Consider the following 26,159-nt stretch of genomic DNA (forward strand, 5'->3'; position numbering starts at 1 on the left):
TTAAAATACTAAGCACTTTTGCTTACCTTAGGTAATTAGAGTTTACATTTCTAGATTACATAATATTTTAACTATAAAAACGACTTTTTATGTAATATTTCATATGTTTTAAAGAATTGTTTTTATGTTATTATAAGTGTAGGTTTTAATATTAAAAATAATATGGTAAACATTGACATAAAAAAACAGCTAACAAAATTTTTCATATATATCACTGGTCTTCCAGGAAGTGGTAAACTTTCTACAGCAATAGTATTATCTAGTATGATAAATTCAGTAATTGTAAGTGGACTTGAATATAATCAAACTTCCAAAGAAGCTCGAGATAGAATATATAACACTACACATGTTATGTTTCAGGCAATAGAAGCCTATCCTATTGACTCAAAAAATTATATATTTGTTGATGAATTAATGAAAAATAATGATTACAACATAAGAATATATAACTCAGTAGTAGAACTTAGTAAAAAAATGAGCACAAAAATCCTCCCTATAGTACTTAGGTGCAATCCATTGATATTACAAGAGCGTACTATATCACAAAAGCAAAGAAAAAATAGGAAGGTTACTAATATAAATAGTATTAAATTTAGGGAGGAAGATTTATTTGTACCACAAAATGCTATAGAGGTAGAAAATTCAAATATGAGTATAAAAGAAGTAGGAGAAGAAATAGTAAGTCAGATGTACAAACTTGGCCAAATTAATAGTGTTTACGCAATAGGCAACGATTTCATATACTGAGGCTCATTTAAATATAGAGCCTCAACTCCATTTAATTTTTGTTTATTTTTTAGTCTATAACGGACTAATAGCCCTGCATGGCTAGCATCCAACTTTGGTAAACTGCAATCCATATATGTAATGAAGTGCGTTTCAGGCTGGAGTTCACTTACTACAGCAGGATTTGATAGCGGTAACAAATTGAAATCAAATAACTGCGTATAAAACTTTTGATCATCTTCGATTATAGCTTTAATATTTTTTTTGCTATTTGTACAAAGTAGCGATATTGCATATGCTTGAGCTTCCAGCGCACTAACCCCATATAACGGCTTATTTGTAGCAAGATTTATACCTTGTGCAGTTGATATACCAACTCTGATTCCAGTAAAACTTCCTGGTCCAACTATCACTGCTAAATGGTCTATTTTATCGTAGCTGTAATTATGCTTATCAAACAAAGTATTCAGTATTTGAAAAAATAATTCTGCATGACTATTGTTTGCAGAATTGCGTTCTACAAAACAATTACCATCGTAATCAATTACTGCTATTGAACTACCAGCACCTACAGTATTAATTGCTAGAATGGACATCACTTAAGCTTATCATAGAGCTTTGTAAACATCATAGTGAACGCACCGTTACCCATAACATTTGCTGAAGTTATTATTGGGTCAAACACTATATACAATGCTGTAATTAATGAAAGCATCTCTGGGGAGAATTTAAGATACTTCTCAAGAACAGTCAACATTACCATAATCCCTCCCGCTGGAACTGCAACAATAGCAAACTTAAATAACAGAAAGTAGAGAAGGAAAGTCACATAGTCTATTGCAGACAATGCACCACCAAAAGTCATTATCATTGATAGTATTATAATAAAAAAGCAATCACCTACTAAATGAAAGCTAGCAGTTATTGGCACAACAGATGATGCTATATCATGCTGCTTTACATTTTTTTTGCTTCCTTCAAGAGTAAGCGGCATAGCTATATTACTAGACATTGTGCTCATTGAAGTAATAAATGCTGGTATCATATTACCTATACTAGCTATCCAGCTTGTGATCTTGAACGAATTTGCTACTCCATATAAGAGAAAAACATAAAGGTAGGTTGCAGATGATATAATAATAAAAATTATTGAGTAATCCTTGAATATTATGGGTAAAACCTGATCATGTTCCATTTTTAAAGCAAGACCAAGTACAAACATTGGAATAATTGGCGTCAAAAATGTCTTCAAAATAAAGAGAGTTAAATCTAACATTTTGTTCGAGAGCTCTTTGCTTTTTTTTGGTAATATTGTGGACACTAATATGCTTAACACAAATCCACAAGCAAGGGCATAAAAATTAGAAAGCAATTCAGGTAGCCTAAATGACCATAAAGGAACAATTGTTTCTTCATATGTTATATCTTGTATTGAATAAGTGTTTTGTGTGATGAAATGCCCAACAGAATAAGCTATTAAACTTGAAGCTAGATTCGACAAGAAAATCGTTATAATAAGTAACAATATAAACTTTATAGCCGACTGCTTAAGATTGTTAACACTACTAAAGATTAATGCAAAAACAATAAAAGGCATTATAAATAGTAAGATCTCTTTTATACTAAGGCTTATTGAATACAAGAAGGTTTTCACTTCCATTGGAACTAGATGACCAAAAAATACAACCGAAGTGATAACAGCAAGTAAGGTTAGTAATTGTAACATATTCTAATATAGCGATATCCTATGGAAATACATATGATAAATTAGCTACTAAGTAAAGTAAAACTGCCTAAAATATTTGCATTACCTTCTAGTACTTGAATGAGATTTCAAATTACAACGTTTCCACAAAGTATATAATTAACATCCACACCTTTGGTCAAGTTCCATTCACGCTTTATTACATTATATTCCATACCAGTCATATCTTGTAGTGTTACATTATTTTCCCTTAGATGATTTGCAATTTCTGATGGCTTGAGAAATTTATTCCAATTATGTGTGCCTTTTGGCAGCCAGTTTAATATGTACTCTGCGCCGACTATTGCAAGACAGAAAGATTTAATAGTTCTATTTATCGTCGATATAAAAATTAGCCCTTCTGGCTTCAACAGCTCTATTGCTTTTTTCATGAAAAACTCTAAATTATCGACATGTTCAACCACTTCCATCAACAAAACCACGTCATACTTCTTGTCATTGCTTAGCTCTTCAATGCTAGTGTGTGTGTATTCTATATTTAACCCTACTTTCTTCGCATGCGACTGTGCCACTTTTATGTTTTCCTCACATATATCTATTCCCGCAACGCTAATACCAATACGCGCCATTGACTCTGATAAAATGCCACCACCACAACCAATATCGAGCAATGATAGTTCTTTTAAATCGCATTTTTTTAATTCTTTTATTTTCTCAACGATGTATGATACTCTCACAGGATTCATCATGTGCAATGGCTTGAATTTGCCATTTTCATTCCACCATTCACCTGCTATTTTAGCGAATTTTGATATTTCATCTTCGTTATAAGTTTTTGTGGTTTTTTTCTTGCTAATATTGCTAAGTTTATCAAGGCGTTCTTTATGTCTACTTTCTTTTGAAAATTCTGTTTCGAGGAATTGTTTGACTATGTCTTTTGCTAATCCACTCGCAGTAAACCCTGCACCAAGACAAAGTATATTCGCGTTGCCATGCTCGCGAGCTAATTTTGCGATCTCAACACTATTACATAAAGCAGCGTAGATTCCTTCAAAACGATTTGCCACAGTACTCATGCCCAAACCTGTACCGCAAATTAATATTCCATAATTTGCTTTTTTGTTTGTTATATCTTCTACAACTTCAGCAGCATAGTCAGGGTAGTCTACACTCTTTTGTTCAGCAGTGCATCCACGGTCTATCACTGTATAATCTAAAGTTTCCAAGTAAGCCTTTATTTCTGATTTTAGTTCATAACCTGCGTGGTCTGAAGCAACTGATATCACATCTGACATATAAGAAATAGCAACTTAAGGGTATTTATATGGGTAATTTATTTTGAGCTTTTTGTCAAGCTCTCCTGATCTTTCTGAATAAATTTCGAGTCAGATATGCATAAATTCTATATAATTTTTATCCTACCACTACTCATTCGGTAAAATGGATCATATAGATATTATAAAATCAAAATTATTGTTGTCCGACATAGTAGGAAAAAAAGTTAGGTTAATAAAAAGAGGAGATAGTTTTGTTGGACTCTGCCCATTTCATAACGAAAAAACTCCATCTTTTTCGGTCAGCAATGTTAAGGGCTTATATTACTGTTTCGGTTGCTCAGCGCATGGTGATGCGTTTGAATTTATTTCACAAACTGAGGGCTTAAGTTTTAAGGAAGCGTTGAAAAAATTGGCATCTGTTGCAGATGTTGAGTTACCCAAAAACCTCAGCTTTGCTAAAGAAAATGACAAACTGTTTTCAGCACTGAATTTAGCTGTAAATTGGTTTACACAAAAAAATCAGGGAGTTGTAGATTATTTAAAGCAACGCAAGATTTCACTCAAAATCATAGATAAATTTAGAATAGGTTATGCACCAAGGTCTGGCTTGAAGGAATATTTGAACTCCTCTGGTATTAAAGACGAGATTTTGATCGATGTTGGGTTAATAAATAAGAATTCTCGTGATTATTTTTATGATCGGCTGATATTTCCTATACACAACATCACGGGCAAAGTTATTGGTTTTGGCGGACGTGCGCTGAACTCTGAGCAACAGCCGAAGTATTTAAACAGCCCAGAAAGTCAGCTCTTCAAAAAGAGGGAGAATTTATATGGGCTAAACCTTGCCTTAAGCGAAATACGCAAAAAACAACACATATTTGTTGTTGAAGGGTATATGGATGTAATAGCACTACATCAAGCGGGAATTAGCAATACAGTTGCCCCGCTTGGTACTGCAATTTCTGCAGAGCAGATAAAAAATCTATGGAGATTTGCTAAAGAAATTTCTATCTGTATGGATGGCGATAGTGCTGGATGTCATGCTGCTATTCGAATTGCAGAATTTGTTCTGCCGATACTGGAGCCTGGATACACATTGAAGTTTGTGACTTTGCCAAGCAACAAGGACCCATACGATATATGCAATGAGCTAGAATATAAGAAAGAAGACGTACTTTCTGCGCTTGACCGCTCAACAGAACTGCATTCTGAATATCTATGGCACCACATAGTCAATAGTAGCCTGCAAAGCTACAAAAACCTTACTCCGGAAAAATATTCAATTCTTGAGCACAAGTTCATGAAATATGTCAATGCTATCGGTAACAGCAGTATTAGAAGGTATTATAGAGATTATTTTTACAATAAGGTCAGTGAATTAAGAAGAAACTTTAAAAAGCTGATTTTTAATAGCAAAGCAACAAAAGGTGAGTATCTTTACAATAAATCTCCAGAGCTAATTGAAGCAGAGCAAAATCAGGCCATAATTTTGCGTATAGCCGTAGAATTTCCTGAAATCTTGAACCGTCCTATATTTTTTGAGCAATTTTCTCATTTCGAATTTACTAATGAGATGAAAAAATTACAACAGTGCGTAATTAATATGGTAACTAGTGAGAGCAACTTTAATAAAGAAATTCTGCTACAGGAGTCTAGTGTTATAAAGTTTATATTTGAAAAAACTAGCGTACTAAATAGTCAATTAAATGAGAAGAGATCTGCAGAAACTGTCTGGAATAACATAATATTACGGAAAGAATTAAATGTATTACAAGAAGAAAAAATTAAAGCAAGGCTGGGCGGTAATTTTGACTTAGAGGAAAGGCTAATAGAACAAATAAAGCAAATAGAGGATAGTATACAAGAAATGCAAATGGAATTTATTCAAAAGTAGATGGCTTAAGATGTTCAAAATTATTAGAAAAATACTGTATTAGTAGTTGCTTAAAATAGCTTATTCTAGTATATTTTCAATTTATTTAATTACGACAAGTGTTTGCATTTCTCTCTCTTATTATTTTTTTAACCTTATATCTTGGTAGTGGTACTTATTTTTCCTTTATAGGACTTGACAATCCTCTTCATCAAATTTCACCGTTAGTTTGCTTATTACCAGCATTATTTTTTGCTATTCTATTCAATAAAAACAAAATTCAGCATAGCGTTGATACTCTTATGAAAGGTATGGGGAATAAAACTACTCTTACCGTGTGTTTGATTTTCTCCTTGCTGGGGCATTTTCTACTGTTACTCAATTGCTTGGTAGTATAAATGTTATTGCTAGCTTAACTATTTGCTTTCTTCCAGCACAATTATTACTTCCTGGAATGTTTTTAATTTCTGCGTTTATTGCAAGTGCAATAGGCACATCAATCGGAGTTATTGCACTTATAACACCAATAGCTGTGAATCTAGCACAAAATGGAGCTTTTGATTGTGCGGTGGGCGTTGGAGCTGTGATAGGTGGGTCTATGTTTGGCAGCAACCTTTCAATGATATCTGACACTACTATTGCTGCTACTTCTTCACAAGGAGCTTCAGTAAAGGATAAACTAAAACTAACCTTAAAGACAGGATCTGTTACAGGTTTTATAATACTTACTTATCTAGTAATGATTTCAAATAGCACAGAAGTTGTTTCTCTCTCAAGTCTGAATTATTTATCCATAGTCAAAATTATCCCTTATATATCTTTAATAATTATGGGTTTATTTGAAATAAACACACTGGTAACATTAGCTGTTAATATGGTTGTTGCTGGAATATTAGGAATAGCTTTTTTTTGATTATTCTATTATTGATTATTCTCATGATATATGTAGGGGTTTTAATAAGATGAATGAGGTAATGATATTTATTCTTTTTAGTAGTGGATTAAGCCACTTAATGTACGAATACAGTCAGAAAAAGATAGATAAATTCACCGATGAGGTGAATCTCACAAGAAGTCAAGCTGAACTTATGATTGCAGGAATATCATCTATGTTTACCATTTTGGTTTCCAGCAATATTGTCGCTATTTTATTAACTAGTAATATTGCGAAAAGACTTGCACAAAGATATAACATTGCACCACACCGTAGTGCGTATTTATTAGAAATATTTACTGTGATCACAAAAAGTATCTTACCTTATGGTTCTCAAATATTGCTAGCAAGCAGCATTGCCTCTCTTTCACCTATTGCTGTACTAACAAAAGTATATTATTGTTTTGTTTTTGCAGCAGTTGCAATAAGTGAAATAGTCATTAATGGCAGGCGTCATGTGGTTGTAGCTCCTCAATTACCATAAACAACTCTTCTATAGCTTTGTGGAAATTATGCTAACCATGGATGGCTTTCTTGCATAGTACTAACAAACATATGATTTTAGAGTATCATTATAGGGATTTGGTATTAATAATTCAGGAATACTGGGAACATATAAATTCATAAAGGGTTTTGAGTTTTTTTGCTCTACCAAATGATCTTTACGAACTTGTTATTTATTATAAATGCAATAGGAAATACTATATGAGATATGATAGTAAATATAGGTCCTAATAGGAATACAGATTACAAGAGATAGGCGATGGAATTTCAAAGAGTTTGCAAATAATAGTTATTATTTGTAGAATATAGAGAAGTTAGTAGAGATTTTTATAGTATGCCATCCGTTACTTTTATTTTACCTAATGGAAGTAAGAAAAGCTATGAAGCTGCAGAAGGAGAAACTCTGCTTAATTTAGCTCACAGAAGTGATCCAGATCTGCTTGAAGGTGCATGTGAAGGTTCTCTTGCTTGCTCTACATGCCATGTGATTGTTGATCCAAAATTTTATGATGTTGTAGAAACACATAATCCTATATCTGATGAGGAGAATGACATGCTGGATCTAGCTTTTGGTTTAACAGAGACATCGAGGCTTGGATGCCAAATAAAAATCACAAAAGATATTGACGGTTTGTGCGTAACCGTGCCCAGAGGTACAAGAAATATATCATTAGATAAATAAGAGGATAATGCGTAAAATTTTTATCTATATTCTCATCTCCTTACCTTTGTTTATTCCTCTAGCGTATAGTGGTTTTTGGTATTTTTCTGCATTTAAGGTAAAAAGTCTTTTAACTGATTACATTAATGACGAAAAAGTTGATATTTCACATGATTTTAAGGGATTTCCTTTTAACCTAGTTTTTCGTGTAACGAATCCAAAATTTTCTAATGAGCAATTAACTGTTTCATCTGAAGCTTTAGTGATAAAAAACAGATTATTTGATAAGTCAGTATATATCTATATACCGAATAATAAAGTAAATATTGCTGTCCGTAGTGATGAGAAAAAGAATATAAAGTGTCACACACACGTGAGTAGCCACTTTGTTGTTAAACTAAATGATTTACTATCTTCATTAAAATTCAACAAAAATAGCACTGTAATAGACTATATAGATACATTTCGTTACGAAGATTATGGATTAAAATGTGATGTTTTAGAAAATCAGCAAAGTGTTATAACTGAAGTGAATGATAAAAGTAATTACATTCAATTTCACTTTAATAAAGAACTGAATGAAAATACTAAACTAGAATTTGATTTTTATACTTACCGTTATAAACATACTGCAAGTCCTGAAAATTACCTTAGTGTCGACGCTAAATTAGATTATGAATTTGTAAACCATATTTCAGCTTCTAAGATTAATTTCAACATAGAAAAATTTTTGATTGAGAGTAATAACTTTTCTATTGCTGCGAATGGTGGGGTAAGTAATTACAATTTAGTTACATCTTCATTTGAAGATAAAATCAATGTAGCCATATCAAATTATAAAGAATTAATTTCGTTTGTGACTAATGATTCAAAAACTGCAGATAAATTAGAAAAATCAATATCTTCCTTATCAGAAAAAATCACTAATAACGACATTCAATTTTCAATAAAGTACGACAATAATGTAGGTTTAGGCTTTATTGGAAAATTATCCACTACTGATTTTATCACTCAATTTACCAAGAATGAGAATAGTAATTAGCTTACTTTTTACATTGATATTCCATTTAAGCATAAATGCTTTTACTTTGGATGATAAACTAAGAGACGAAAGCATGGAAGAGCGAGCAAGTAGCTTATTTGCAGTAATAAAGTGTCCAGTATGCTCTGGTGAATTATTATCCGAATCTGAGTCTCAAGTTGCATATGGTATGCGTAAGACAATTCGCAAGAAGATCAGTGATGGATATACTAACGAGCAAATAGTTTCAGAGTTAAAAAATTCTTATGGAGATTCAATTATCATTGTACCACCTGTAAAATCTAGTACCTACATTTTATGGTTTATTCCTTTTATAATTCTTCTTATTGGATGTTTTCTAATACGAAAATCAGTTCAGAAAATAGATAAAGTAGTAAAAAGATAACTATAGAGTAAAAGTGAGTTTACAACAAATGCAAGTAGCTACTATACGAACATTTGAGTTTAGATCAAAGATTGTAAGGTTAAATCTTCCATCCAAATAACCAAGCACTCTACCTGCTTATCTGGGTAGACTTCTTGCACTAAGGTTTTATAGATCAACATTTGCTTTTTTATTTCATTTGATGAGGAAATAGAAACGTTATGGTGTGATTTATAGTCAATTATGATTGCTTTGTCTTCTGTTATGCACAGTCTGTCTAGCCGCACTAATACTGGTTTTCCGTCAATTGTTCCACTAAGTGGAATTTCTGATTTGCCCTCCAAGTCGAACAGGTAATCATATTTTTCATTAAAGGTTAATATTTTGCTGTAAATTTCATCCTTATCTTCACTAGTGTTTATGCTATCAAGATATTTCCTAATCCAATTTTTTCTCCTGTCTTTCTCTATCTTGGGCATATATTGCAATATACTGTGAATTATTAAGCCTCTTGCATAGCTGTCTGTCGTCCCAATGCTCCTTTTTGTCATTCCAGCATTCTCATCTGTCATCCCAGTGCTTGACACTGGCTTTTTTTCTCCAGGTTCCAGCGTCACGTGCTGCAATGACATTGATAGGTTTGATGGAGGTGAAATCACTGGAACATCAAAATAATCACGTTTTTTATAAATAGAAGGGTAGTTTGCATTCATGCATAGCACTTCAACTTTTTCTTTAAATATCGGCTGTAAGTATAGTTTTTTCCTCTCATATAATGCTCCATATTGAATAACTAGATCATACCAAGAGCCCTTTTGCACTGGCTCTTTGCCTAAAAGGTATAACTCATCTTCAGCACGCGTAAGTGCCACGTACAGCAAACGCAAATATTCGTTATAATCCTCTAGTTTTTTCTCTCTTTTTACTTGATTACAATAAGCATTACTATTTTTGCCACACCAAAACGGTGCTTCCGTTGCATCAAACAAAATATTCTCGCTGTTTCTTGGTACTGTATTTGTGTCAACTAAAAACACTATTGGAGCTTGTAGACCTTTTGATTTATGAATTGTCATTATTCGTACAGCATTGAGGTCTGATTGCATATCGTTTTTAATCTCAGGATTATTTTCTTTGATCCACTGAACAAATGCTTGAAGAGATGGGTACTCAAATTGCAATACGAGGTTCATAAATTCGTCTAGAATCTCGCAGCACTCAAGACCTAGCCTTGCAGCAAATTTCTTCTTGCCTGTGCGCAATATATGCGTGAATAGTGTAAGGGGGGATTCTGTCTGAGATAAATTAATTAGATAGTTTAATTCATTAGAGATAATCTCCTGATAATCTTGAAATTTTTCCCACAACGACTGTTCTTTACGATCGTATGCAATATTGAATAAATCATCCTCAGTGAAGTTAAATAGCGGTGATTTTAAAACATTTGCAAGAGCAAGATCATTTGCCTGGAGGAGCAAAAATTCAGCTAAAGCTATTAAGTCCTGCACAGCTATGTAATCCATAATTCTAAAATAATCTCGGCCTATAACTGGTACATTTACTTTTTTTAGTTCACTTATTATGTAGTCAACTAGCGCATTTCGTTGCCGTACCAAAATCATAATATCCCTTGGTTCTATGTGACGATCTTTGGCGACTAAAATACGCCCTTCGTTTAACCAATTGTGAATTCTTTTGGCTATTGCCTGAGCAAGTAATCGATCTGTTACTACATAATCTTTCCTCTGTATTAAATGAATTTGTAAGGCTTTCTGCTCTTCCTCTTTATACCTTGGCAGTAACGGCCAAATTTCAATGTATCCTTGATCGTTTTCTCTATATGGAATATGTTTTATCTTGTTATCATTGAAAGATATTTCTTCACGAAAATTGTTAAATATTCTGTCTACAAGCATCAAAACTTCTGGAGTTGAGCGAAATGACTTTTCAAGTTGACATGATACCCAATCTCTGCCACCGGTTTTCGTGTGAAAATATTGCTGCATGTAATTAAATAGATAGGGATTTGCTCCTTGAAATCTGTAAATTGATTGTTTTACATCGCCAACAAAGAATAAAGTTCTCTTTTCGTCACCACCGGTAAAAAATTCATTGCAGAGATTTGTTATAATTTTCCACTGACTGATACTATTGTCTTGTGCCTCGTCAACAAGAATGTGGTCTATTTTTTGATCTAGATTAAACAATATCCAATCTTTATAGCCTGGATTGCTAAGGAGATTTGTTGCTAAATTGATGATATCATCATAATCAAGCAGTGCATTCTTTGATTTTTCATTATTATATAGATCAACATATACTTTAAATATACTAAGTAAACTACTGGTTCTTCTGAATATTTGATAAGAATTTATATCCTTTAAATGGGTAAACAATGCATTTTGAATGCTTTCTATCATTTGCTCTACGTCTTCAAATTTTTCCAAAGCACCCTTTGTTATAATGGATGATATGCTCTTTTTTTTGTACGATTCTGATTTGAGAAATACTTTAGCTAAGTTCTCTATCTTGTTGTCATCCCAGTGCTTGACACTGAGATCCATATTTCTTTTTTTCTGGATCTCAGTGTCAAGCACTGGGATGACAACATTTGGTACGGACGATTTTGTGCTATTACACCAATCATAAAGTATCGCACTGTAACTCTGATCTCTTTTGCTGCCATCACTTAATATTTTAGCTAATCTTTTTATCTGCTCAATCGTTTCACTCTGTAAATCGTGAATCTTATCTGGGGCACTTAGTTTATCTTTGATATACTCTAAATTATTTTCTAGAGCTGATCTCTTTATACATAAGGTATAGAGCAAATCACTCAGCTTGTTTTCATCAATTTCAGCTGCAATGATATTTATATCGTCCTGCACAGTTTCATTATGAAGCGTTTTTTCAAATACGATGGAATGCAATTCTTTACATTCGCTCAACGCACAATTTGGAGCGATACCAGCTTCTGTAGGAAAGCTGGAGATTAATTTGTAACAAAAGGCGTGTATAGTTTGAATATTAAGACCAAGATTTTCCAATTCAGAAAAAAGCCTTCTTGCTCTTGTTAAATAATCTTTATTTTCTCTGGTCACACACTGGGCTAATTGTTCTAAATCTGCAACCAATATATCCTCTGGACATATTGCCCACTTACTAAGTGTACTGTAAATGCGATCCTCCATTTCATTTGCTGCAGCATTGGTAAATGTTAAGCAGAGAATATTTCTCTTATTCTCTAATAGAAGTCTTAATACTCTATCTATTAAGATCTTTGTTTTACCTGTACCAGCTGATGCACTTACCCATACAGAGAAGTTAGGATTTATGGCGTTTGATCTCATTAGGAGTGTATAAAATTTGACTGAAGTGGCATTTCAAGTATAGTAAATAAGATAGTGTTAGTGAAGATATACAGATGGAAAGTTTTTGTGTAAAGGCTCCTGCAAAGATCAATCTTTTTTTACATATTATAAATAGAGAAGAAAGAGGGTATCATTTAATTGAAAGTTTGGTTATCTTTGCTAAATTTTCTAATTTTTTAGAGATAAAAGTAGGAGAAAAAAACTTTAGATATGATAACTCTACAGTTGAATTTGTAAATTCTGAGTTTAGAATAAATTATCGATATAATACTATAACGAAAGCAGTGAGTCTACTGCTTAAGCATGCTCCTGTACGCACTAAAGTCACTGTGAAGGTTGTAAAAAATGTACCAATTGCTGCGGGATTTGGTAGTGGTTCCTCAGATGCTGGAGCTGTGATACGCATGCTGGGAGAGATTTGGAACATTGATAGGCAAATTTTAAATGATATAGCTTTAAGCGTTGGTGCTGATGTGCCTGCAAGTATAGATAGTAAGTCAGTTTTTGTCAGAGGTGTTGGTGAGGAATTATGCCCCATTAAACAATGCTCTTTACCCACAAGTCTGGTACTTGTGAAACCGAAAAAAAAGTTTTTGAATACATCAGAAGTATTTTCCAAGTATAAAGAGGATTTCTCTCAGCCAATTAAGTGGAGTGATAACACTGAGGAGAATTTGTTAGAGCTTCTTAAAGAGACAAAAAATGACCTGCAAGAAGCAGCAATAAGTCTTGTACCTGAAATTCAGAATGTAATATCAACACTAGAGTCACAAGAAGGCTCTATACTTTCTCGTATGTCAGGTAGTGGTTTAGGGTGTTTTGGAATGTTTGATAGTGAAGAAAGTGCAAAAGCTGCAGCGGCAAATATCAAAAAGGAATATCCAGAATGGTGGGTGTGCAACACGGAATTAATGGTTTGATTTATGCCCTTAATTTCCAAGAAGAAAAATCTTATAGATGGTTACAGGGAAGAAAGATTTTGGGTAAATAATCAAGAATATCATGGCTCAATTATAATTTTTCCTGAAAAGGTGATTAAATTGAAAGAAAGTGATATAAATAACAAGGAGTATTTTAAATCTTTTTTAACAGAGGAAATAGAGATTTTGATAATAGGTACTGGTAAGATACGCGATTGTTCAATGAAGTCTTATCTTATGGAGCAAAAGAATTTAAATTTTGAATTTATGACGACGAGTTCTGCATGCAGAACCCATAACGTTTTAATATCTGAAGATAGATTTGTTGTCAGTTATCTGATAGCATGTTAGAGATATTTACACAGAGTTTTTTTATAAACAGTCTAATTTCGGTAATTATGATTAGCCTAGTCACAGGAGCTCTAGGGTCATTTATGATATGGCAAAGGTTATCGTATTTGGGTGATAGTTTGTCCCATTCTTCATTGCTTGGTATTGCACTTGCTTTGATCTTTAATATCAGCCCATCGGTAAGTATAATGCTCATTGCAATTATGTTTGCTATACTACTTTCTCTTAATTTTAATAAATTATACTCTGCTGATACGATATTGAACATAGTTACCAATGTAGTTTTATCATCGAGTTTAATACTTATGTCTTTTCTTCCATCAGGTAATAATAGTATTATTAGCTCACTTTTTGGTGACATATTAATGATTGACCAAAGTAATATAATATCAATTTTTCTAACCTCCGTAATAGTTACTTTGATATTAATATTTAGATGGCGCTATTGGCTGATGATTTCGATTAATCAAGATTTGGCAACAGTTGAGAAAGTAAATATTAATTTTGTTAGGCTAGAATTTTTGATTATACTCGCTATTTTTATTGCAATTTCTGCTCAATTAATAGGAATATTACTCATTGCTGCATTTTTGTTAATACCTGCTGCATCAGCAAGACTCATTTCAAAAACTCCAATGCAAATGATTATTGTTGCAACAGTTTTTTCTGTGATTTCTGGAGTATCAGGTTTGATATTATCTGCAAGTTTTGACTTATTAACTGGACCTGCAATTATACTGATTGCAGCTGTATATTTAATCATTTCTTATTTTATAAGGTTAGTGTTAAGTAAATCGATTTAACCTTGGTCTTGGACGTTCATAATTCATTAATAAATGAGTGTAACTATCTGAGCGTAAAGTAGTTTTTGCTACGTTGTTTTTATGTGCTAATAGCAAATTGTTAATTTTATGGAATAAGAGATATGGACGAAGAAGGATTTTTTTCTAGATATGTAGGGAAGCCTATAAAAAAAATTTGTAATTATGTTACAGGAAAGAAAGAAGTGTCAGATGATATGCAGAATACAGCAAATCAAGAAAGCTCAGAATTGTTGGAAACTGATGTGCAATCAAATGATGTACCACCAAGTAGTGATAATATAATATAGATGGCATGAGAATCACGCCATCTAAAGTTAAAAAATTCCTCGAGAAACCTGATACTTTAAGCGGTGTGTTAATTCATGGGAGTGACAATAGTAAGGTCGATATTTTTGTACAGGAAATAATTGCCAACTTGAATGAGTATTCAGTTCAGGTGATGGATTTTGCAGTAGTGAATAAGTCGCCTGGCTTGTTATTTTCCGAGTTGGCAAACATTTCGATGTTTACTAAAAAAAGGTTAGTTAAGCTAATAAATGTAAGTGGGAGCATATCTAAAGAGCTAAAGGACATATTGGATAATAGTGTAGGCGATCATTATATAGTAATGATCGCAAATGATCTTACATATAATTCTGCAATTAAAAGTTATATGGAAAGCTCAAAAATTTTCGGTGTCATTACCTTCTATAAGGACAGCGGTAGTAATCTTTGTGATATTGTATCAAGTTACTTGAAACAAAATGATATAGAGTACACAAGTGAGATAATCTACCACTTGCAGTCTTATTTTAATCATAGCAAACTGCCTATATATTCAGAGCTTGAAAAATTAATTTTATATCTAGGAAAAAGAAAAGATCTTAAACTTGCTGATATAGATCTATGCTTTTCAACCTCCGGCAATGATTATGTTACACTTGATAATCTGTGCTCTGCAATAGTGAGTAAAGACATGGGACAATTCATCAAAATTTCCGATGTATTGATATTACAAGAGAATTTTTCACCGATAGCATTAATCCGTATTATATCAAATTATTTTCTACGGCTAGAAAGCGTTTTGCTGTTAATACAAAATGGAATGAATGAACAAGCTGCAATTGACCAGCTGAGTCCTCCATTGTTCTTCAAACAATTGCAGAGTTTTAAATCTCATTTGAAAAGTTTGCAACTTTCAGAACTTAAGAAGATCTTAGAAAATTTGATGAGCTTGGAAGTGACCTGTAAAAGAACTGACTTGGACCATAAAATGATCTTTCAGCATGAGATTAACTATTGGTGTTATTCGTTCAGCAGAGTAGTAAAATAAGGTAGACGAGAAAAAACAACTAAATGTTTTCATGAAAGTAGCTGACACTGGGATCCAGAAATATGGGATATGTATAGAAGTTATTTTAAAATACAACGTTTTGGCAAGATTATAGATTCCAGTGTCAAGCACTGGAATGACAGGAGCAGAAACTGGAATGACAAGAAATCTAATATTTTCACATTTCCTGAACAATGCTTATTGGTGTCATTCAAATACATTCGGTGCATTTAAACCTTTTGTATGATCTTCTTCTAACCTTGCAACAATCCTCTCTCTATCGATAAAAATTAATAATTTAGCGAGTTCTGGACCTGTTTCTGTTCCTGTTAAAGCGAGGCGCAACTGCATAAATAGATCTTTTGCCTTTATATCAACTGTCTGTCGAATATTTTTAACCCATTCTGATAACGTATTTTCATTACAATCACCTTGAGGTAATGTGCTTAGCGCTATTTTTATAAATTCTTTATTAATAACCACAGGCTCTATATTGTATTTACATACTTGCCACCATTTGGCCGCCTCAGAAAACCTGTTTATGTTGTTTCTTATAAAATACCAAAACTCTGAACCAATTTGACTTAAACGATCTTTCACCATTTCAAATGGCATTTGTTGCAGCACTTTGCTATTTAGCTTATACATTTCACTCAAGCTAAATTGTAAAGATGCTGAGCTAAATTTTTTGATATCAAATGAGTCAATTAAAGGCTTCATATCAATATAAGCTTCTATTGGATCAGATGTTCCAAGTTTTACTAAATAGCTAATTAGTGCCATTGGTTCAATCTCATCTTCTCTTATGGACTTAATATCCAGCCCGCCTTTCTGTTTCGATATTTTGCTATCATCAAAATGTAGTAGAGGAAGGTGAGCAAAGATAGGAATTTTCGCTTTTAATGCTTGAATCATTTGAATCTGAACTGCGGTATTAGTTAAATGATCTTCCCCACGTACAACATGGGTTACATTAAAGTCAATGTCATCAATAACAGAAGGTAGCATGTACGTATAAATTCCATCTTCTCTTTTTACTACAGGATCGCTGATATGAATTGTTGCAATATTTATTTCGCCCTTAACTTCATCATTCCATTTTACAGTTTTATTTCTATCCAATTTAAATCTGAAATGTGGTTTTCGTCCTTCTTGCTCATAACGAATTTTCTCTTGCTCAGTTAAAAGCAACGCACCTTTATTGTAAATAGGGGGAAGACCTTGTTTTAATTGCAATTTTCGTTTAGTGTCTAATTCTTCTCTTGTTTCATAACATGCATAAATATGACCTTCTTTCATTAACTGTAAGAACACCTCGTTATAGCGCTCAAAACGCTCTGATTGCTTAAAACTTGAATTCCAATTTATGCCAATCCATTTTAGGTCTTCTATGATATTATCTACATATTTGATATCTGAACGCTCAAGATCAGTATCATCAAAACGTAGTAAAAATTTTCCATTTTGATTACGTGTGTACATCCAACAAATGAGTGCAGTGCGTATGTTTCCTACATGTAGGTAGCCAGTTGGGCTTGGAGCGAATCTTGTTAGCATTTAAATGATTACTTTAGTTTATTTTAATTGTATATAAATGTACTGCTAAAGCAAGATTCTTCTTTTTTGTCTTGGTGTTAGTTGCTACAAAGTACAGCGAACATGAAACCTTTTCTGTTAGAGTTCCATGATCTGCCTAAAATACTCTGAAAGCACGGCTTTAGTTATTTACTCTAAATATATTATACGTATACTTGTTATTAAATTAAATTTGAAATGATAAGAAATGAGTGAATTTAAATCAATCCGCAATATTGCAATAATTGCACACGTTGACCACGGAAAAACTACTTTACTTGATAACATGTTAAAACAAAGTGGCACGTTTCGTGAGAATCAAGAAGTTCAAGAACGAGTGATGGATAATGGTGATCAAGAACGTGAACGTGGGATTACAATACTTGCAAAATGTACGTCAATAATGTGGGGTGGTGAGAAAATCAATATCATTGATACACCAGGACATGCGGATTTTGGTGGAGAAGTGGAAAGGGTGCTCTGCATGGCAGATGGTGTATTACTACTGGTTGATGCTGCAGAAGGTCCAATGCCACAGACTAAGTTTGTGTTGTCAAAAGCACTAAAGGCAAATTTAAAACCGATTGTGATAATCAATAAGGTTGATCGACCAGACAGCAGAATTGATGAAGTACTAAATGAAATATATGAGTTATTTTTTAACCTTGATGCAACCAACGAGCAATTAGATTTTCCAGTACTCTATGCTTCAGGTAGAAATGGTTGGTGTGCTAAGGAGCTATCTGATGAAAGAAAAGATTTAAGCCCATTATTTTTAACGGTGATAGATTACATAAAACCTTCTGTTTATGATCAAAATGCACCTTTTGCTATGCTAGTTACTTTACTTGAATCTGATAAATTTCTTGGCAGAATATTGACAGGAAAGATCTACCAAGGAACTGCGCAAGTTAACTCAGATCTTAAGGTAATTGATCTTGATGATCAAGTGGTTGAGCGAGGGAGATTAACTAAGTTACTCTCATTTTCTGGCTTAAAACGCGTTCCAGTAGAGCAAGCTGTAGCTGGTGATATCATTGCCATTGCAGGACTTGAGAAAGCTTCAGCTTCAGACACTATAGCAGCACCAGAAGTTACAACTGCGATCAGCTCAACTCCAGTTGACCCGCCAACAATGGCGGTTACTATAAGCGTTAATGACTCACCTTTTGCTGGGCAAGAGGGAACAAAACTTACCTCAACTGTTATAAAAGATCGTTTATATGCAGAAGCAGAAACAAACGTTGCAATTACTGTAACTTTGGCTCCAAGTGGTGAAGCATTTGAAGTAGGTGGACGTGGTGAGTTGCAGCTTGGGGTACTGATTGAAAATATGAGAAGGGAAGGTTTTGAACTTTCAGTTTCACGGCCTCGAGTGCTGTTTAAAGAAAAAGATGGCAAAAAACTTGAACCTATAGAGGAGGTAGTAATTGATGTAGATGATGAGTATAGTGGAATCATCATGGAAAAACTTAGCTTTCGAAAAGGTGAAGTAACTGACATGAGACCTTCTGGTAGTGGCAGAACTAGGTTGACATTTTTAGTGCCATCAAGGGGATTAATTGGCTATCAAGGAGAATTTTTAACTGATTCTCGCGGCACTGGTATAATCAACCGTTTATTTCACAGTTATGCTCCACATAAAGGTTCAAATTCCGGAAGGCGTAATGGGGTTTTAATTTCAACAGACAAAGGCGAAGCAGTAGCGTATGCAATTTTCAATCTGCAAGATAGGGGAATTATGTTTGTTAAGCCACAAGATAAGGTATATTGTGGTATGATTGTCGGTCAGCATAGTCGTGACAATGATTTAGAAATAAATGTACTTAAAGGTAAGCAATTAACAAATGTAAGAGCTTCAGGTAGCGATGAAGCTATAAAGCTTACTCCACCAAAAATAATGACACTGGAGGATATGATAGCATATATAGACGATGATGAATTGGTAGAAGTAACTCCAAAATCTATACGTTTGCGTAAGAAGTTCCTCGATCCAAATGAACGTAAACGTGCAGGAAGGGCGAAGAATAAAGAGTAATCAACGTTCCTGATAAAAATCTGGATGCCAGTGTCAGCTACTCGGATAACACCATCATAAAGGGAATCAGTGTCAGTTACTTGAGCAGGTACTGAGATGACAAGAGAAGGCTACAAAGGTGTCATGCAAGTAGCTGACACTGGCATCCAGATTTTTTATAATCATCGAAAACATTGTATTTTAACATTACTTTTATGCTTATAAGTTTCTAGGCACTGGATTTGTTGTAGACTTACTATTTACTCTATCACTTTACCCTCTTATTTTACCACTCTCCTGCCTATATATTTTTATATGAGGCTTTTTGCGAAAATTTTGCATTTTGTATAATATGATATATATGAAAATTAATCACGAAGTTAGTATAATTATTGAGGCAATAGAGAAATTTGGTGGTGAGGCAAGGCTTGTTGGTGGATGTGTTAGAGATTCAATTTTGCAGCGTGAAATTCACGACATTGATCTTGCTACTAATCTGCTGCCTAATCAAACAATTAAAGTGCTCAAGCTTTGCAATATAAAGAGTATTCCAACTGGTCTGAAACATGGAACTATCACTGCAATTTTACACAAGAGGTCCTTTGAGATTACAACGCTAAGGCATGATATGAAGTGTGACGGTAGACATGCGAAGGTAGAGTTTACTAATGATTGGCAAGCTGATGCTTCAAGGCGCGACTTTACGTTTAATGCTCTTTATGCAGACAAGCATGGCTATATATACGACTACTTTGGTGGCATTCAGGACTTAAAAGCACGAAAGTTAAATTTTATAGGTAACGCTGAAGATAGGATTAAGGAAGACTATCTACGTATTTTAAGAGCATTTCGTTTTCACGCTAAAATATGCATAGGAGATTTAAGTGATGAAATATTGGATGTGTGCAAAAAGCATTCACACATGATTCAAAACCTCTCTGGAGAGAGAATAAGAGAAGAAATATTTAAACTCTTGGAATTCAATGATCCTGCTCCAACACTTAAGAGCATGCAAAAATCTGATGTTTTACAAAAAATTATTCCAAAAGAAGTAAAATGCGAAATTTTATCTTCACCACTTCTTATCAACACTAAACCTCCTACAAAACCCTCAGCGTATGTCCATACGCCTTTCCTAGATCCCAGCTTGAATCCAATCGATGCACTAACAAAATTAGCGTTGCTTATTAGGACTGCTGAAGATAGAGCGAGTCTTGGGGAAGAAGTGAGCAAGTTTTTACGTCTTTCAAATAAGCAAAAGAAAAAAATATTATTTTTATTATCAAACAATATCAAAACAGAGCTTTCAGAAAAAGAGCAAAAGAAATACATATCTTTATTTGGTAAGGAATTATATTGTGACTTGATAAGGATTTGTGGTATTGAGTCTGGAACAAATGTTGATGAGTATATTTCATTTGCTCATATATTCAGTATTCCAAAATTTCCTTTATCTGGGGATGATTTAATAATCATAGGTCACCAATCAGGAAAAAGTTTAGGTAGAAACTTAGAATTGCTACGACAACACTGGGAAGACAGCTCCTACACTTTAACAAAGGAGGAGCTGATACTTTATGCTAAGAGCCTACTCTATTTATCTAGCTAATCCCTGAATGTTTGATGTAGTAGTGTGACTCATGGAAGAATTAGGTGTTAATAGGAGTGTTAATTTGTATTCTTCTTTAGCTTTTTTTGTGAGTCGATATTCATTGTTTTTTCCTGGAATTTTAATGAACATTTTCTCATCTGTGGATAAAAATGTATCTCTTATACTTGATGCTAGTTCTTGAACCTTACCTGAAAAACATTTCATTTCAGCTTCCGTTAACTTTTGCACAACAAATTTTTTGACTGAGTCATTATTGCTATCATTTCTGTTAGCCAAAAAGCATGTGAAAGAACCTATTATTTCTTGAATATCTTCTTCATTTAAGTACAAGTTTTTTGCGCACCTCTCAACAAAAATTACCTGTTTGAGATCATGTTTTTTAACAAAATCTTTAGCAAGTTCTTCAACAACTTTGTTAACCTTAGTTTCTATGATCGCTTTTCCAGATTTAACCAAATTCTCTTCCAACAGTGCAAGTAACTTATCACTTTTAAATTTATAATCATTTTGATATACTAGAGATTGTATAGTTTCCTTAAGCACGTTATGGCAAAAGTGTTTTTCTTTAAATTCAGGAAAACTTTTTTTTAACTCCTCATTTTTCTTAGATAAAAAGTTCTTGAGATCCTCATTCCCGCGAAGCTTAGATAAACTCTTTGAAATTATAGAATAAGTAGTTGATTTTGCAATAGATACTGTACTAACTTTATCTACCTCTTTAGTTTTTGCTTGTGCTTTAGTTTTTTTATTAATACCTTCTGACTTTTTACCAGCATCTTTTTGCTCATTTTTTAACTTTTGTTGTCTACCTTCAGCTATTGAACTTTCAATCTGTTGATTTTTTAATGTCAAATTTTCATTAAGTGTTTTTGTACTATCCGTAATAGATAATACTGCAACACTTTTCGCTTTTTCTTGTTCTGTACTCAGATGTTCAACTTGTTCTTGCAACTTTTTATTCTCCCCTTGTGAAAACTCTAATTTTTTCTCTAAATCGGCCTTTTGTTTTTCTATTTCAGCACTATTTTTTTCTAATATCTGTAATTTTTCTTTCAATTCTTTAACTTCACCTTCTAATTCTTTTTTCTCTATTTCAGTAGCATTTAGTTTACTACTTGAATCTTTTAATTCATCTTTTTCTTTCTCTAATTGTTGTTTAAGATTCTCTACTTCAGCATCTTTTCCCTTAGCTTTTTCTTTCAATTCGTTAACTTCATCTTCTAATTCTTTTTTCTTTATTTCAGCATCATGTAGTTTACTACTTAAATCTTGTAATTGATTTGTTAGATCAGTATTTTTTTGCACTAATTGTTGCTGAGCACTTTCCAATTTTTTTTCTAAATTTAGTATTTTTTCCTCAGCTTGTGTGAATTCTGCTTGTTTCTCCTTAAGTTGATTTTCTAATTGCTTTATTTGAGTATCAGATTCGTTTTTTAACTGACTAACTTTACTTTCTAAATCTGTGTTTTGCGCTCTTAGGCTTTCATTATCTTCCTTCACAGTTTCATTTATGTCTTTATTTTTATCAGTAAGTGAAGTAATTAAAGCGCCTTGTTTTTCTATTTTTTCCTCTTGATCAAGTATGATGTGCTGTTGTTCGCTATTTTTAGTCTCCATTTCCTTTTTCTTTTGTTCTAATACTTTATTTAATTTCGTTAAATTACCTATTTTCCCATCTTTTTCTTCTACCCTTACTGAGAGCATTTCTGTTTTATTTGCAAATTCTTTGCTGCACTCAATTAATTCTTTCTGCAAATGTAATATCTCCTCAGACTTTTTCTTCAACTGTGCTAAAAATTCTTCTCCTCTTTTTTGTGCAATTTCTACCAATTCACTATAGTTCTTTTTAAGTCCTGCAAATTTAGACTTTAACTCTTCATTTTCTAATTCTAAGTCTTCAATCTGCTGTGCTTGTGCTGCAAAAAATTTAGCAAATATTTCTTTTTCCTCTCCTAATGATTTTACTTGTTCTGTAAGTTCATTCATTTCTTTCAATTTTTCTTGTAATTTCTCATTTTCATCCTTCAATTCCTTTTCTCTGTCAGAATTGAAAAGATTATCAGTCTGCACTCCATTAACCAAAATAACTTGATTGTGGTGTAGGATATTCTCTGCCCATTTATTCCATCTCCCTGGCAATATTCGTCCGATTGTTTTTAGATATAGCCAAGCAAGCACAGTGGATAAGCTGTATTTTTTTTCCTTTTGTTTAATACTAGGTTCGTAATTAACCTTATTGTTAGCATTCGGCATAAAATTACCTAATTTTCAAAGTATTAAAGTTATATATATTAATACAATTATTAAATAAATAATAACATAAATGTTAAATTGTGTGAAAATTTTTATAGATTTTAAGTAGAAATACACATATTCGTAAGCACAGAATTTGCTTTTTCTATTGTTCTTGCTAACATTTCTTGTTCATTGTAATGATTCTTCACATTGATTACCTGAGCTGACAAATTTGCAGGAAAAGTGACTAAATTAACTTCCCATAGCTCCACTTGTTTTAACACTCGAGCTCCGCTTTCATGATCAACATCATACTCTATTGGTATATAGCCAATCGAAAGACCGTTAATAGTTCCAGTTTTTAGCATTAAATATGCTTCCTCTGCTTTTTGAATACCAAAAAGCAAATGTGCAGTTATATATAGGCCAATATCATTTTGGCAAATATCTGTAATATTACCTATAGGCTCACTTGGGTTGTGCTGCCAAAGAAGTTTTATCTGACTTTTATTTAAGTTGTTCTTAAATGCTCCGGGTAATATCAGATCATTTTGCTTATCAACTATATTAAAAATGCTCGCATAGCCAGAAAATACTCCGTTTTCTTCTATGCTTTTTATTGATAATGGTGAATAGATAAATTTCTTATTCATAAGTCCTCCTTGTAAATTATGGTATTGGGTTTGCCAGCGCTCTGAGCCATCTTAAAATGTTGTATAGATTGTTTTCCTATATATCAGGATGAGTATAAGGCACTACAATATAATTCTATTGTATGCAGTACTTTGAAAATGGGGAAGTACTTTTTTAGTTATAAAATTTGTCATTTTATATACATAAGGGTAGGGTTTGTTGCACATTGGGTTGTTCAACAGAAGCGTTTTCTAGATTTGTAGAAATAGCTTCATTTGTAGGATTAATTATTTTTCCTAAAAGGAAGCCAAATCCAAAAGAAACAGCGGCTATAAAACCATTCATTAATGACTCTGTCCATGTTTCTCCCTCGTATTCTTGATAGATTTTAGAATATATCATTATTGGCTTCATTCGGGTTTAAATTTCTTTTCAACTCTTCTGATGTTTTCTCCTCAGCATCTTGGGATTTTGTTGATGAACTTTTCTGTAAGTTTTCTAGTTCTTGTGTGTCCATCAATACCTCACTATTAAAGCTTAAGTACAAATCATACAGCACTATAATTGTTTAGTCAAGGTAAATACTAGTATATTAAGTAAATATTTAATATACTAGTATGATTGATTAAATTAACAACTAATTGTTTGGGGAAATAAAAAGATTGTGTTTTGTAGGTATTTTGTGTAGCGGAAGGTGTTACCCCAGTTTTACAACACCCGGGGTAACGATAAAGAAGGAAGTAGAGAAAGTTATATGTAATAGTTTAAAACTATTACAAGTTTATATCCTCTGTCCTTGAATATTTTGTTGTTCAGTGGTGGCATTTTCCAAATTTGTAGAGATAGGAGCAAACATCCTTCTCGCTAAAGTCGTTGACAATGTAGCACCAATTCCAGCTCCAATTGCAGCTATAAAACCAGGGCCTAATAATTCCATATTTGTTTCAGTGCTGCTGCTAGTTATATTGTTAGTTAACATCATCGCGCCTGCTCCTAAGGCTGCTACTAACCCAATCCTTGACGGTTTACTTGTTGCATCAAGAGAATATTGTACTACTTCTCTAAGCCCTGAATTCCTGTTTTTTAACGCTACTGCTATTGATGCTGGTAATATGACCATTATTGGAATGGATAATAGTCCTCCAAGTGTTGTACCAATAATTTCACTCACTTTTGATCTTCCAAGATTAACTCCTAAGGCTGTTATACCTAATACTCCAATTGAGGTGATAATCCTTAGATTTCTCTCTTCCATTTCTCTCACATGCGCCTCATATTGTATTGTAGCTTCTGCTAACGCTAACCCAATACTATTTGGTTGCTGTGGAATCTGATTTACTCGCCCTAACTCTTGTGAAGTTTTCCCTCCAATACTTTTGACGGCATCTTCTAAGTCTAACAATGATCTGTTATTTAACCTTACGTTATCTTGACTATCACAAAGGATAATGTAGTCTGAAATTGTCATTCTCAGATCACTCATTTCTATATCATCATTAATATGATCTTTTAATTCATCGATAATCTTTAATGCTCGCTCTTTCATATCTTTTTCCTCTTCTGCATTAATTGGTGCAAGTATGAGAAAAATTATTCCAAGCAACTCTTGTTGTAAGTTTTTTAAATCCATAATAATTATCATTAATATTGAGTTAAATAATATAGTACTATAGTTACTTAATCAAGTTAATTATTAAGATATTAAAGTATAAGATACCAAAGAGTAATATCCTTAGCCGTAAAATACAAAAATAACTGACGGGTTCTTTATAATTAGAAATATTAAGGAATTTACTAAATAAAAAAGGTAAAAGAATGTTATCTACTTTTCAGAGTCAGCTATTTAGCTAACTCTGAAGAGTAGGAAAGAGCTATATGCTCTGTCCTTGAATATTTATTTGTTCAATAGTAGTACTTTCCAAATTTTGTAAAGATTCAAATTCTTCTTGAATATCCAGTATGTCTTCTATTACTTGCTGATCTTCATCTTTTTCTTCTAATTGAAATGCTGCTGCTTCTTGAGGTGTTTCTAGCAGTTTTTTTAATATTTCTGTGCGCAGTTTCTCTGTTATTGATTTCCACTGTAGCATTACTAGCATTTCATTGTGCAGCACTGACATTTTCTGTAGTGTTTTCACTTTTTCTGACAGTCCTTTATTTTTTTTTGCAATGCTTCTATTTTTCTTTGCTGATACTGATTATCTGAATTTGTTATTGGTA

The 26,159-nt window shown here is 33.0% G+C and carries 23 protein-coding genes and 1 pseudogene; 13 read left to right on the forward strand and 11 right to left on the reverse strand.

The window, feature by feature from the left end; all coding sequences use genetic code 11:
* Nucleotides 1-162 precede the first annotated feature (162 nt).
* Nucleotides 163-747 carry an AAA family ATPase gene (locus tag JSQ73_RS00960; RefSeq protein ID WP_214250098.1) on the forward strand — a complete coding sequence of 195 codons (585 nt, stop codon included), beginning with the start codon at nucleotides 163-165 and terminating at the stop codon, nucleotides 745-747.
* Here the strand turns inward: JSQ73_RS00960 and tsaB are convergent.
* From tsaB to ubiG, 3 genes are all read right to left on the reverse strand, one after another.
* Nucleotides 717-1,322 (reverse strand): tRNA (adenosine(37)-N6)-threonylcarbamoyltransferase complex dimerization subunit type 1 TsaB, encoded by a 606-nt coding sequence (gene tsaB, locus JSQ73_RS00965; RefSeq protein WP_214250099.1) that lies wholly within the window; start codon nucleotides 1,320-1,322, stop codon nucleotides 717-719. The genes JSQ73_RS00960 and tsaB overlap by 31 nt on opposite strands.
* Nucleotides 1,322-2,452: a cation:dicarboxylate symporter family transporter gene (locus JSQ73_RS00970; protein ID WP_214250100.1), complete on the reverse strand. Its 1,131-nt coding sequence runs from the start codon at nucleotides 2,450-2,452 to the stop codon at nucleotides 1,322-1,324. The genes tsaB and JSQ73_RS00970 overlap by 1 nt, the downstream gene beginning before the upstream one ends.
* 107 nt (nucleotides 2,453-2,559) lie before the next feature.
* Nucleotides 2,560-3,726: a bifunctional 2-polyprenyl-6-hydroxyphenol methylase/3-demethylubiquinol 3-O-methyltransferase UbiG gene (ubiG, locus tag JSQ73_RS00975; RefSeq protein WP_214250101.1), complete on the reverse strand. Its 1,167-nt coding sequence runs from the start codon at nucleotides 3,724-3,726 to the stop codon at nucleotides 2,560-2,562.
* 145 nt (nucleotides 3,727-3,871) lie between these two features.
* Between ubiG and dnaG the strand changes: the two genes are divergently transcribed.
* From dnaG to JSQ73_RS01000, 5 genes and pseudogenes are all read left to right on the forward strand, one after another.
* Nucleotides 3,872-5,605: a DNA primase gene (gene dnaG, locus JSQ73_RS00980; RefSeq protein WP_214250102.1), complete on the forward strand. Its 1,734-nt coding sequence runs from the start codon at nucleotides 3,872-3,874 to the stop codon at nucleotides 5,603-5,605.
* A gap of 98 nt (nucleotides 5,606-5,703) precedes the next feature.
* Nucleotides 5,704-7,002: pseudogene (locus tag JSQ73_RS00985) on the forward strand (Na+/H+ antiporter NhaC family protein).
* Nucleotides 7,003-7,356: 354 nt separating this feature from the next.
* Nucleotides 7,357-7,704, forward strand: a complete 348-nt coding sequence (locus JSQ73_RS00990) for a ferredoxin family 2Fe-2S iron-sulfur cluster binding protein (protein WP_214250103.1) — start codon at nucleotides 7,357-7,359, stop codon at nucleotides 7,702-7,704.
* Between the two features lie 7 nt (nucleotides 7,705-7,711).
* The gene (locus JSQ73_RS00995) at nucleotides 7,712-8,725 is read left to right on the forward strand and encodes a hypothetical protein (RefSeq protein ID WP_214250104.1); all 1,014 of its coding nucleotides are present in this window, start codon (nucleotides 7,712-7,714) and stop codon (nucleotides 8,723-8,725) included.
* On the forward strand, nucleotides 8,709-9,110 hold the full coding sequence (locus JSQ73_RS01000) for a cytochrome c-type biogenesis protein (protein WP_010401557.1): 402 nt from the start codon (nucleotides 8,709-8,711) through the stop codon (nucleotides 9,108-9,110). Before JSQ73_RS00995 ends, JSQ73_RS01000 begins: the two co-directional genes overlap by 17 nt.
* A gap of 59 nt (nucleotides 9,111-9,169) precedes the next feature.
* On the opposite strand, the gene JSQ73_RS01005 is transcribed toward JSQ73_RS01000, so the two are convergent.
* Entirely contained in the window at nucleotides 9,170-12,439 is a 3,270-nt protein-coding gene (locus JSQ73_RS01005) for a UvrD-helicase domain-containing protein (protein ID WP_214250105.1), read from the reverse strand.
* Nucleotides 12,440-12,513: 74 nt separating this feature from the next.
* Between JSQ73_RS01005 and JSQ73_RS01010 the strand changes: the two genes are divergently transcribed.
* The 5 genes from JSQ73_RS01010 to holA all read left to right on the forward strand — a co-directional run bounded on the left by JSQ73_RS01010 (nucleotide 12,514) and on the right by holA (nucleotide 15,867).
* Entirely contained in the window at nucleotides 12,514-13,380 is an 867-nt protein-coding gene (locus JSQ73_RS01010; RefSeq protein WP_214250106.1) for a 4-(cytidine 5'-diphospho)-2-C-methyl-D-erythritol kinase, read from the forward strand.
* A 3-nt stretch (nucleotides 13,381-13,383) separates the two neighbouring features.
* Nucleotides 13,384-13,731 carry an Mth938-like domain-containing protein gene (locus JSQ73_RS01015; protein WP_214250107.1) on the forward strand — a complete coding sequence of 116 codons (348 nt, stop codon included), beginning with the start codon at nucleotides 13,384-13,386 and terminating at the stop codon, nucleotides 13,729-13,731.
* Nucleotides 13,725-14,534, forward strand: coding sequence for a metal ABC transporter permease (locus JSQ73_RS01020; RefSeq protein WP_214250108.1), 810 nt, complete (start codon nucleotides 13,725-13,727; stop codon nucleotides 14,532-14,534). The genes JSQ73_RS01015 and JSQ73_RS01020 overlap by 7 nt, the downstream gene beginning before the upstream one ends.
* Nucleotides 14,535-14,656: 122 nt before the next feature.
* Nucleotides 14,657-14,842, forward strand: a complete 186-nt coding sequence (locus tag JSQ73_RS01025; protein ID WP_214250109.1) for a hypothetical protein — start codon at nucleotides 14,657-14,659, stop codon at nucleotides 14,840-14,842.
* Between the two features lie 5 nt (nucleotides 14,843-14,847).
* Entirely contained in the window at nucleotides 14,848-15,867 is a 1,020-nt protein-coding gene (gene holA / locus JSQ73_RS01030) for a DNA polymerase III subunit delta (protein ID WP_214250110.1), read from the forward strand.
* A gap of 207 nt (nucleotides 15,868-16,074) precedes the next feature.
* Here holA and gltX read toward each other — a convergent pair whose 3' ends face one another.
* Entirely contained in the window at nucleotides 16,075-17,424 is a 1,350-nt protein-coding gene (gltX, locus tag JSQ73_RS01035; protein ID WP_214250111.1) for a glutamate--tRNA ligase, read from the reverse strand.
* 226 nt (nucleotides 17,425-17,650) lie between these two features.
* On the opposite strand from gltX, the gene typA reads away from it, so the two are divergent.
* Both typA and JSQ73_RS01045 read left to right on the forward strand, forming a co-directional pair.
* Nucleotides 17,651-19,480, forward strand: coding sequence for a translational GTPase TypA (gene typA, locus JSQ73_RS01040; protein WP_214250112.1), 1,830 nt, complete (start codon nucleotides 17,651-17,653; stop codon nucleotides 19,478-19,480).
* A 340-nt stretch (nucleotides 19,481-19,820) separates the two neighbouring features.
* Complete coding sequence (locus JSQ73_RS01045; RefSeq protein WP_214250113.1) at nucleotides 19,821-21,068, forward strand: CCA tRNA nucleotidyltransferase; 1,248 nt, start codon at nucleotides 19,821-19,823, stop codon at nucleotides 21,066-21,068.
* On the opposite strand, the gene JSQ73_RS01050 is transcribed toward JSQ73_RS01045, so the two are convergent.
* The 6 genes from JSQ73_RS01050 to JSQ73_RS01070 all read right to left on the reverse strand — a co-directional run bounded on the left by JSQ73_RS01050 (nucleotide 21,057) and on the right by JSQ73_RS01070 (nucleotide 26,077).
* Complete coding sequence (locus tag JSQ73_RS01050) at nucleotides 21,057-23,324, reverse strand: hypothetical protein (RefSeq protein WP_214250114.1); 2,268 nt, start codon at nucleotides 23,322-23,324, stop codon at nucleotides 21,057-21,059. The two genes, JSQ73_RS01045 and JSQ73_RS01050, sit on opposite strands and share 12 nt — an antisense overlap.
* A 101-nt stretch (nucleotides 23,325-23,425) precedes the next feature.
* A complete protein-coding gene (locus tag JSQ73_RS01055) occupies nucleotides 23,426-23,959 on the reverse strand; it encodes an HK97 family phage prohead protease (RefSeq protein ID WP_214250115.1) in 534 nt (177 codons plus the stop codon).
* Nucleotides 23,960-24,134: 175 nt separating this feature from the next.
* A complete protein-coding gene (locus JSQ73_RS01060; RefSeq protein ID WP_234301796.1) occupies nucleotides 24,135-24,284 on the reverse strand; it encodes a hypothetical protein in 150 nt (49 codons plus the stop codon).
* A 43-nt stretch (nucleotides 24,285-24,327) separates the two neighbouring features.
* Nucleotides 24,328-24,456, reverse strand: a complete 129-nt coding sequence (locus tag JSQ73_RS06595) for a hypothetical protein (RefSeq protein WP_255701042.1) — start codon at nucleotides 24,454-24,456, stop codon at nucleotides 24,328-24,330.
* Between the two features lie 264 nt (nucleotides 24,457-24,720).
* Nucleotides 24,721-25,569, reverse strand: a complete 849-nt coding sequence (locus JSQ73_RS01065) for a hypothetical protein (protein WP_214250117.1) — start codon at nucleotides 25,567-25,569, stop codon at nucleotides 24,721-24,723.
* A 241-nt stretch (nucleotides 25,570-25,810) separates the two neighbouring features.
* Nucleotides 25,811-26,077 (reverse strand): hypothetical protein, encoded by a 267-nt coding sequence (locus tag JSQ73_RS01070; RefSeq protein ID WP_234301797.1) that lies wholly within the window; start codon nucleotides 26,075-26,077, stop codon nucleotides 25,811-25,813.
* Between the last annotated feature and the right edge of the window lie 82 nt (nucleotides 26,078-26,159).

The sequence above is a fragment of the Wolbachia endosymbiont of Anopheles demeilloni genome (genome assembly GCF_018491735.2).
In the GTDB taxonomy this organism is placed as follows: Bacteria; Pseudomonadota; Alphaproteobacteria; order Rickettsiales; family Anaplasmataceae; genus Wolbachia.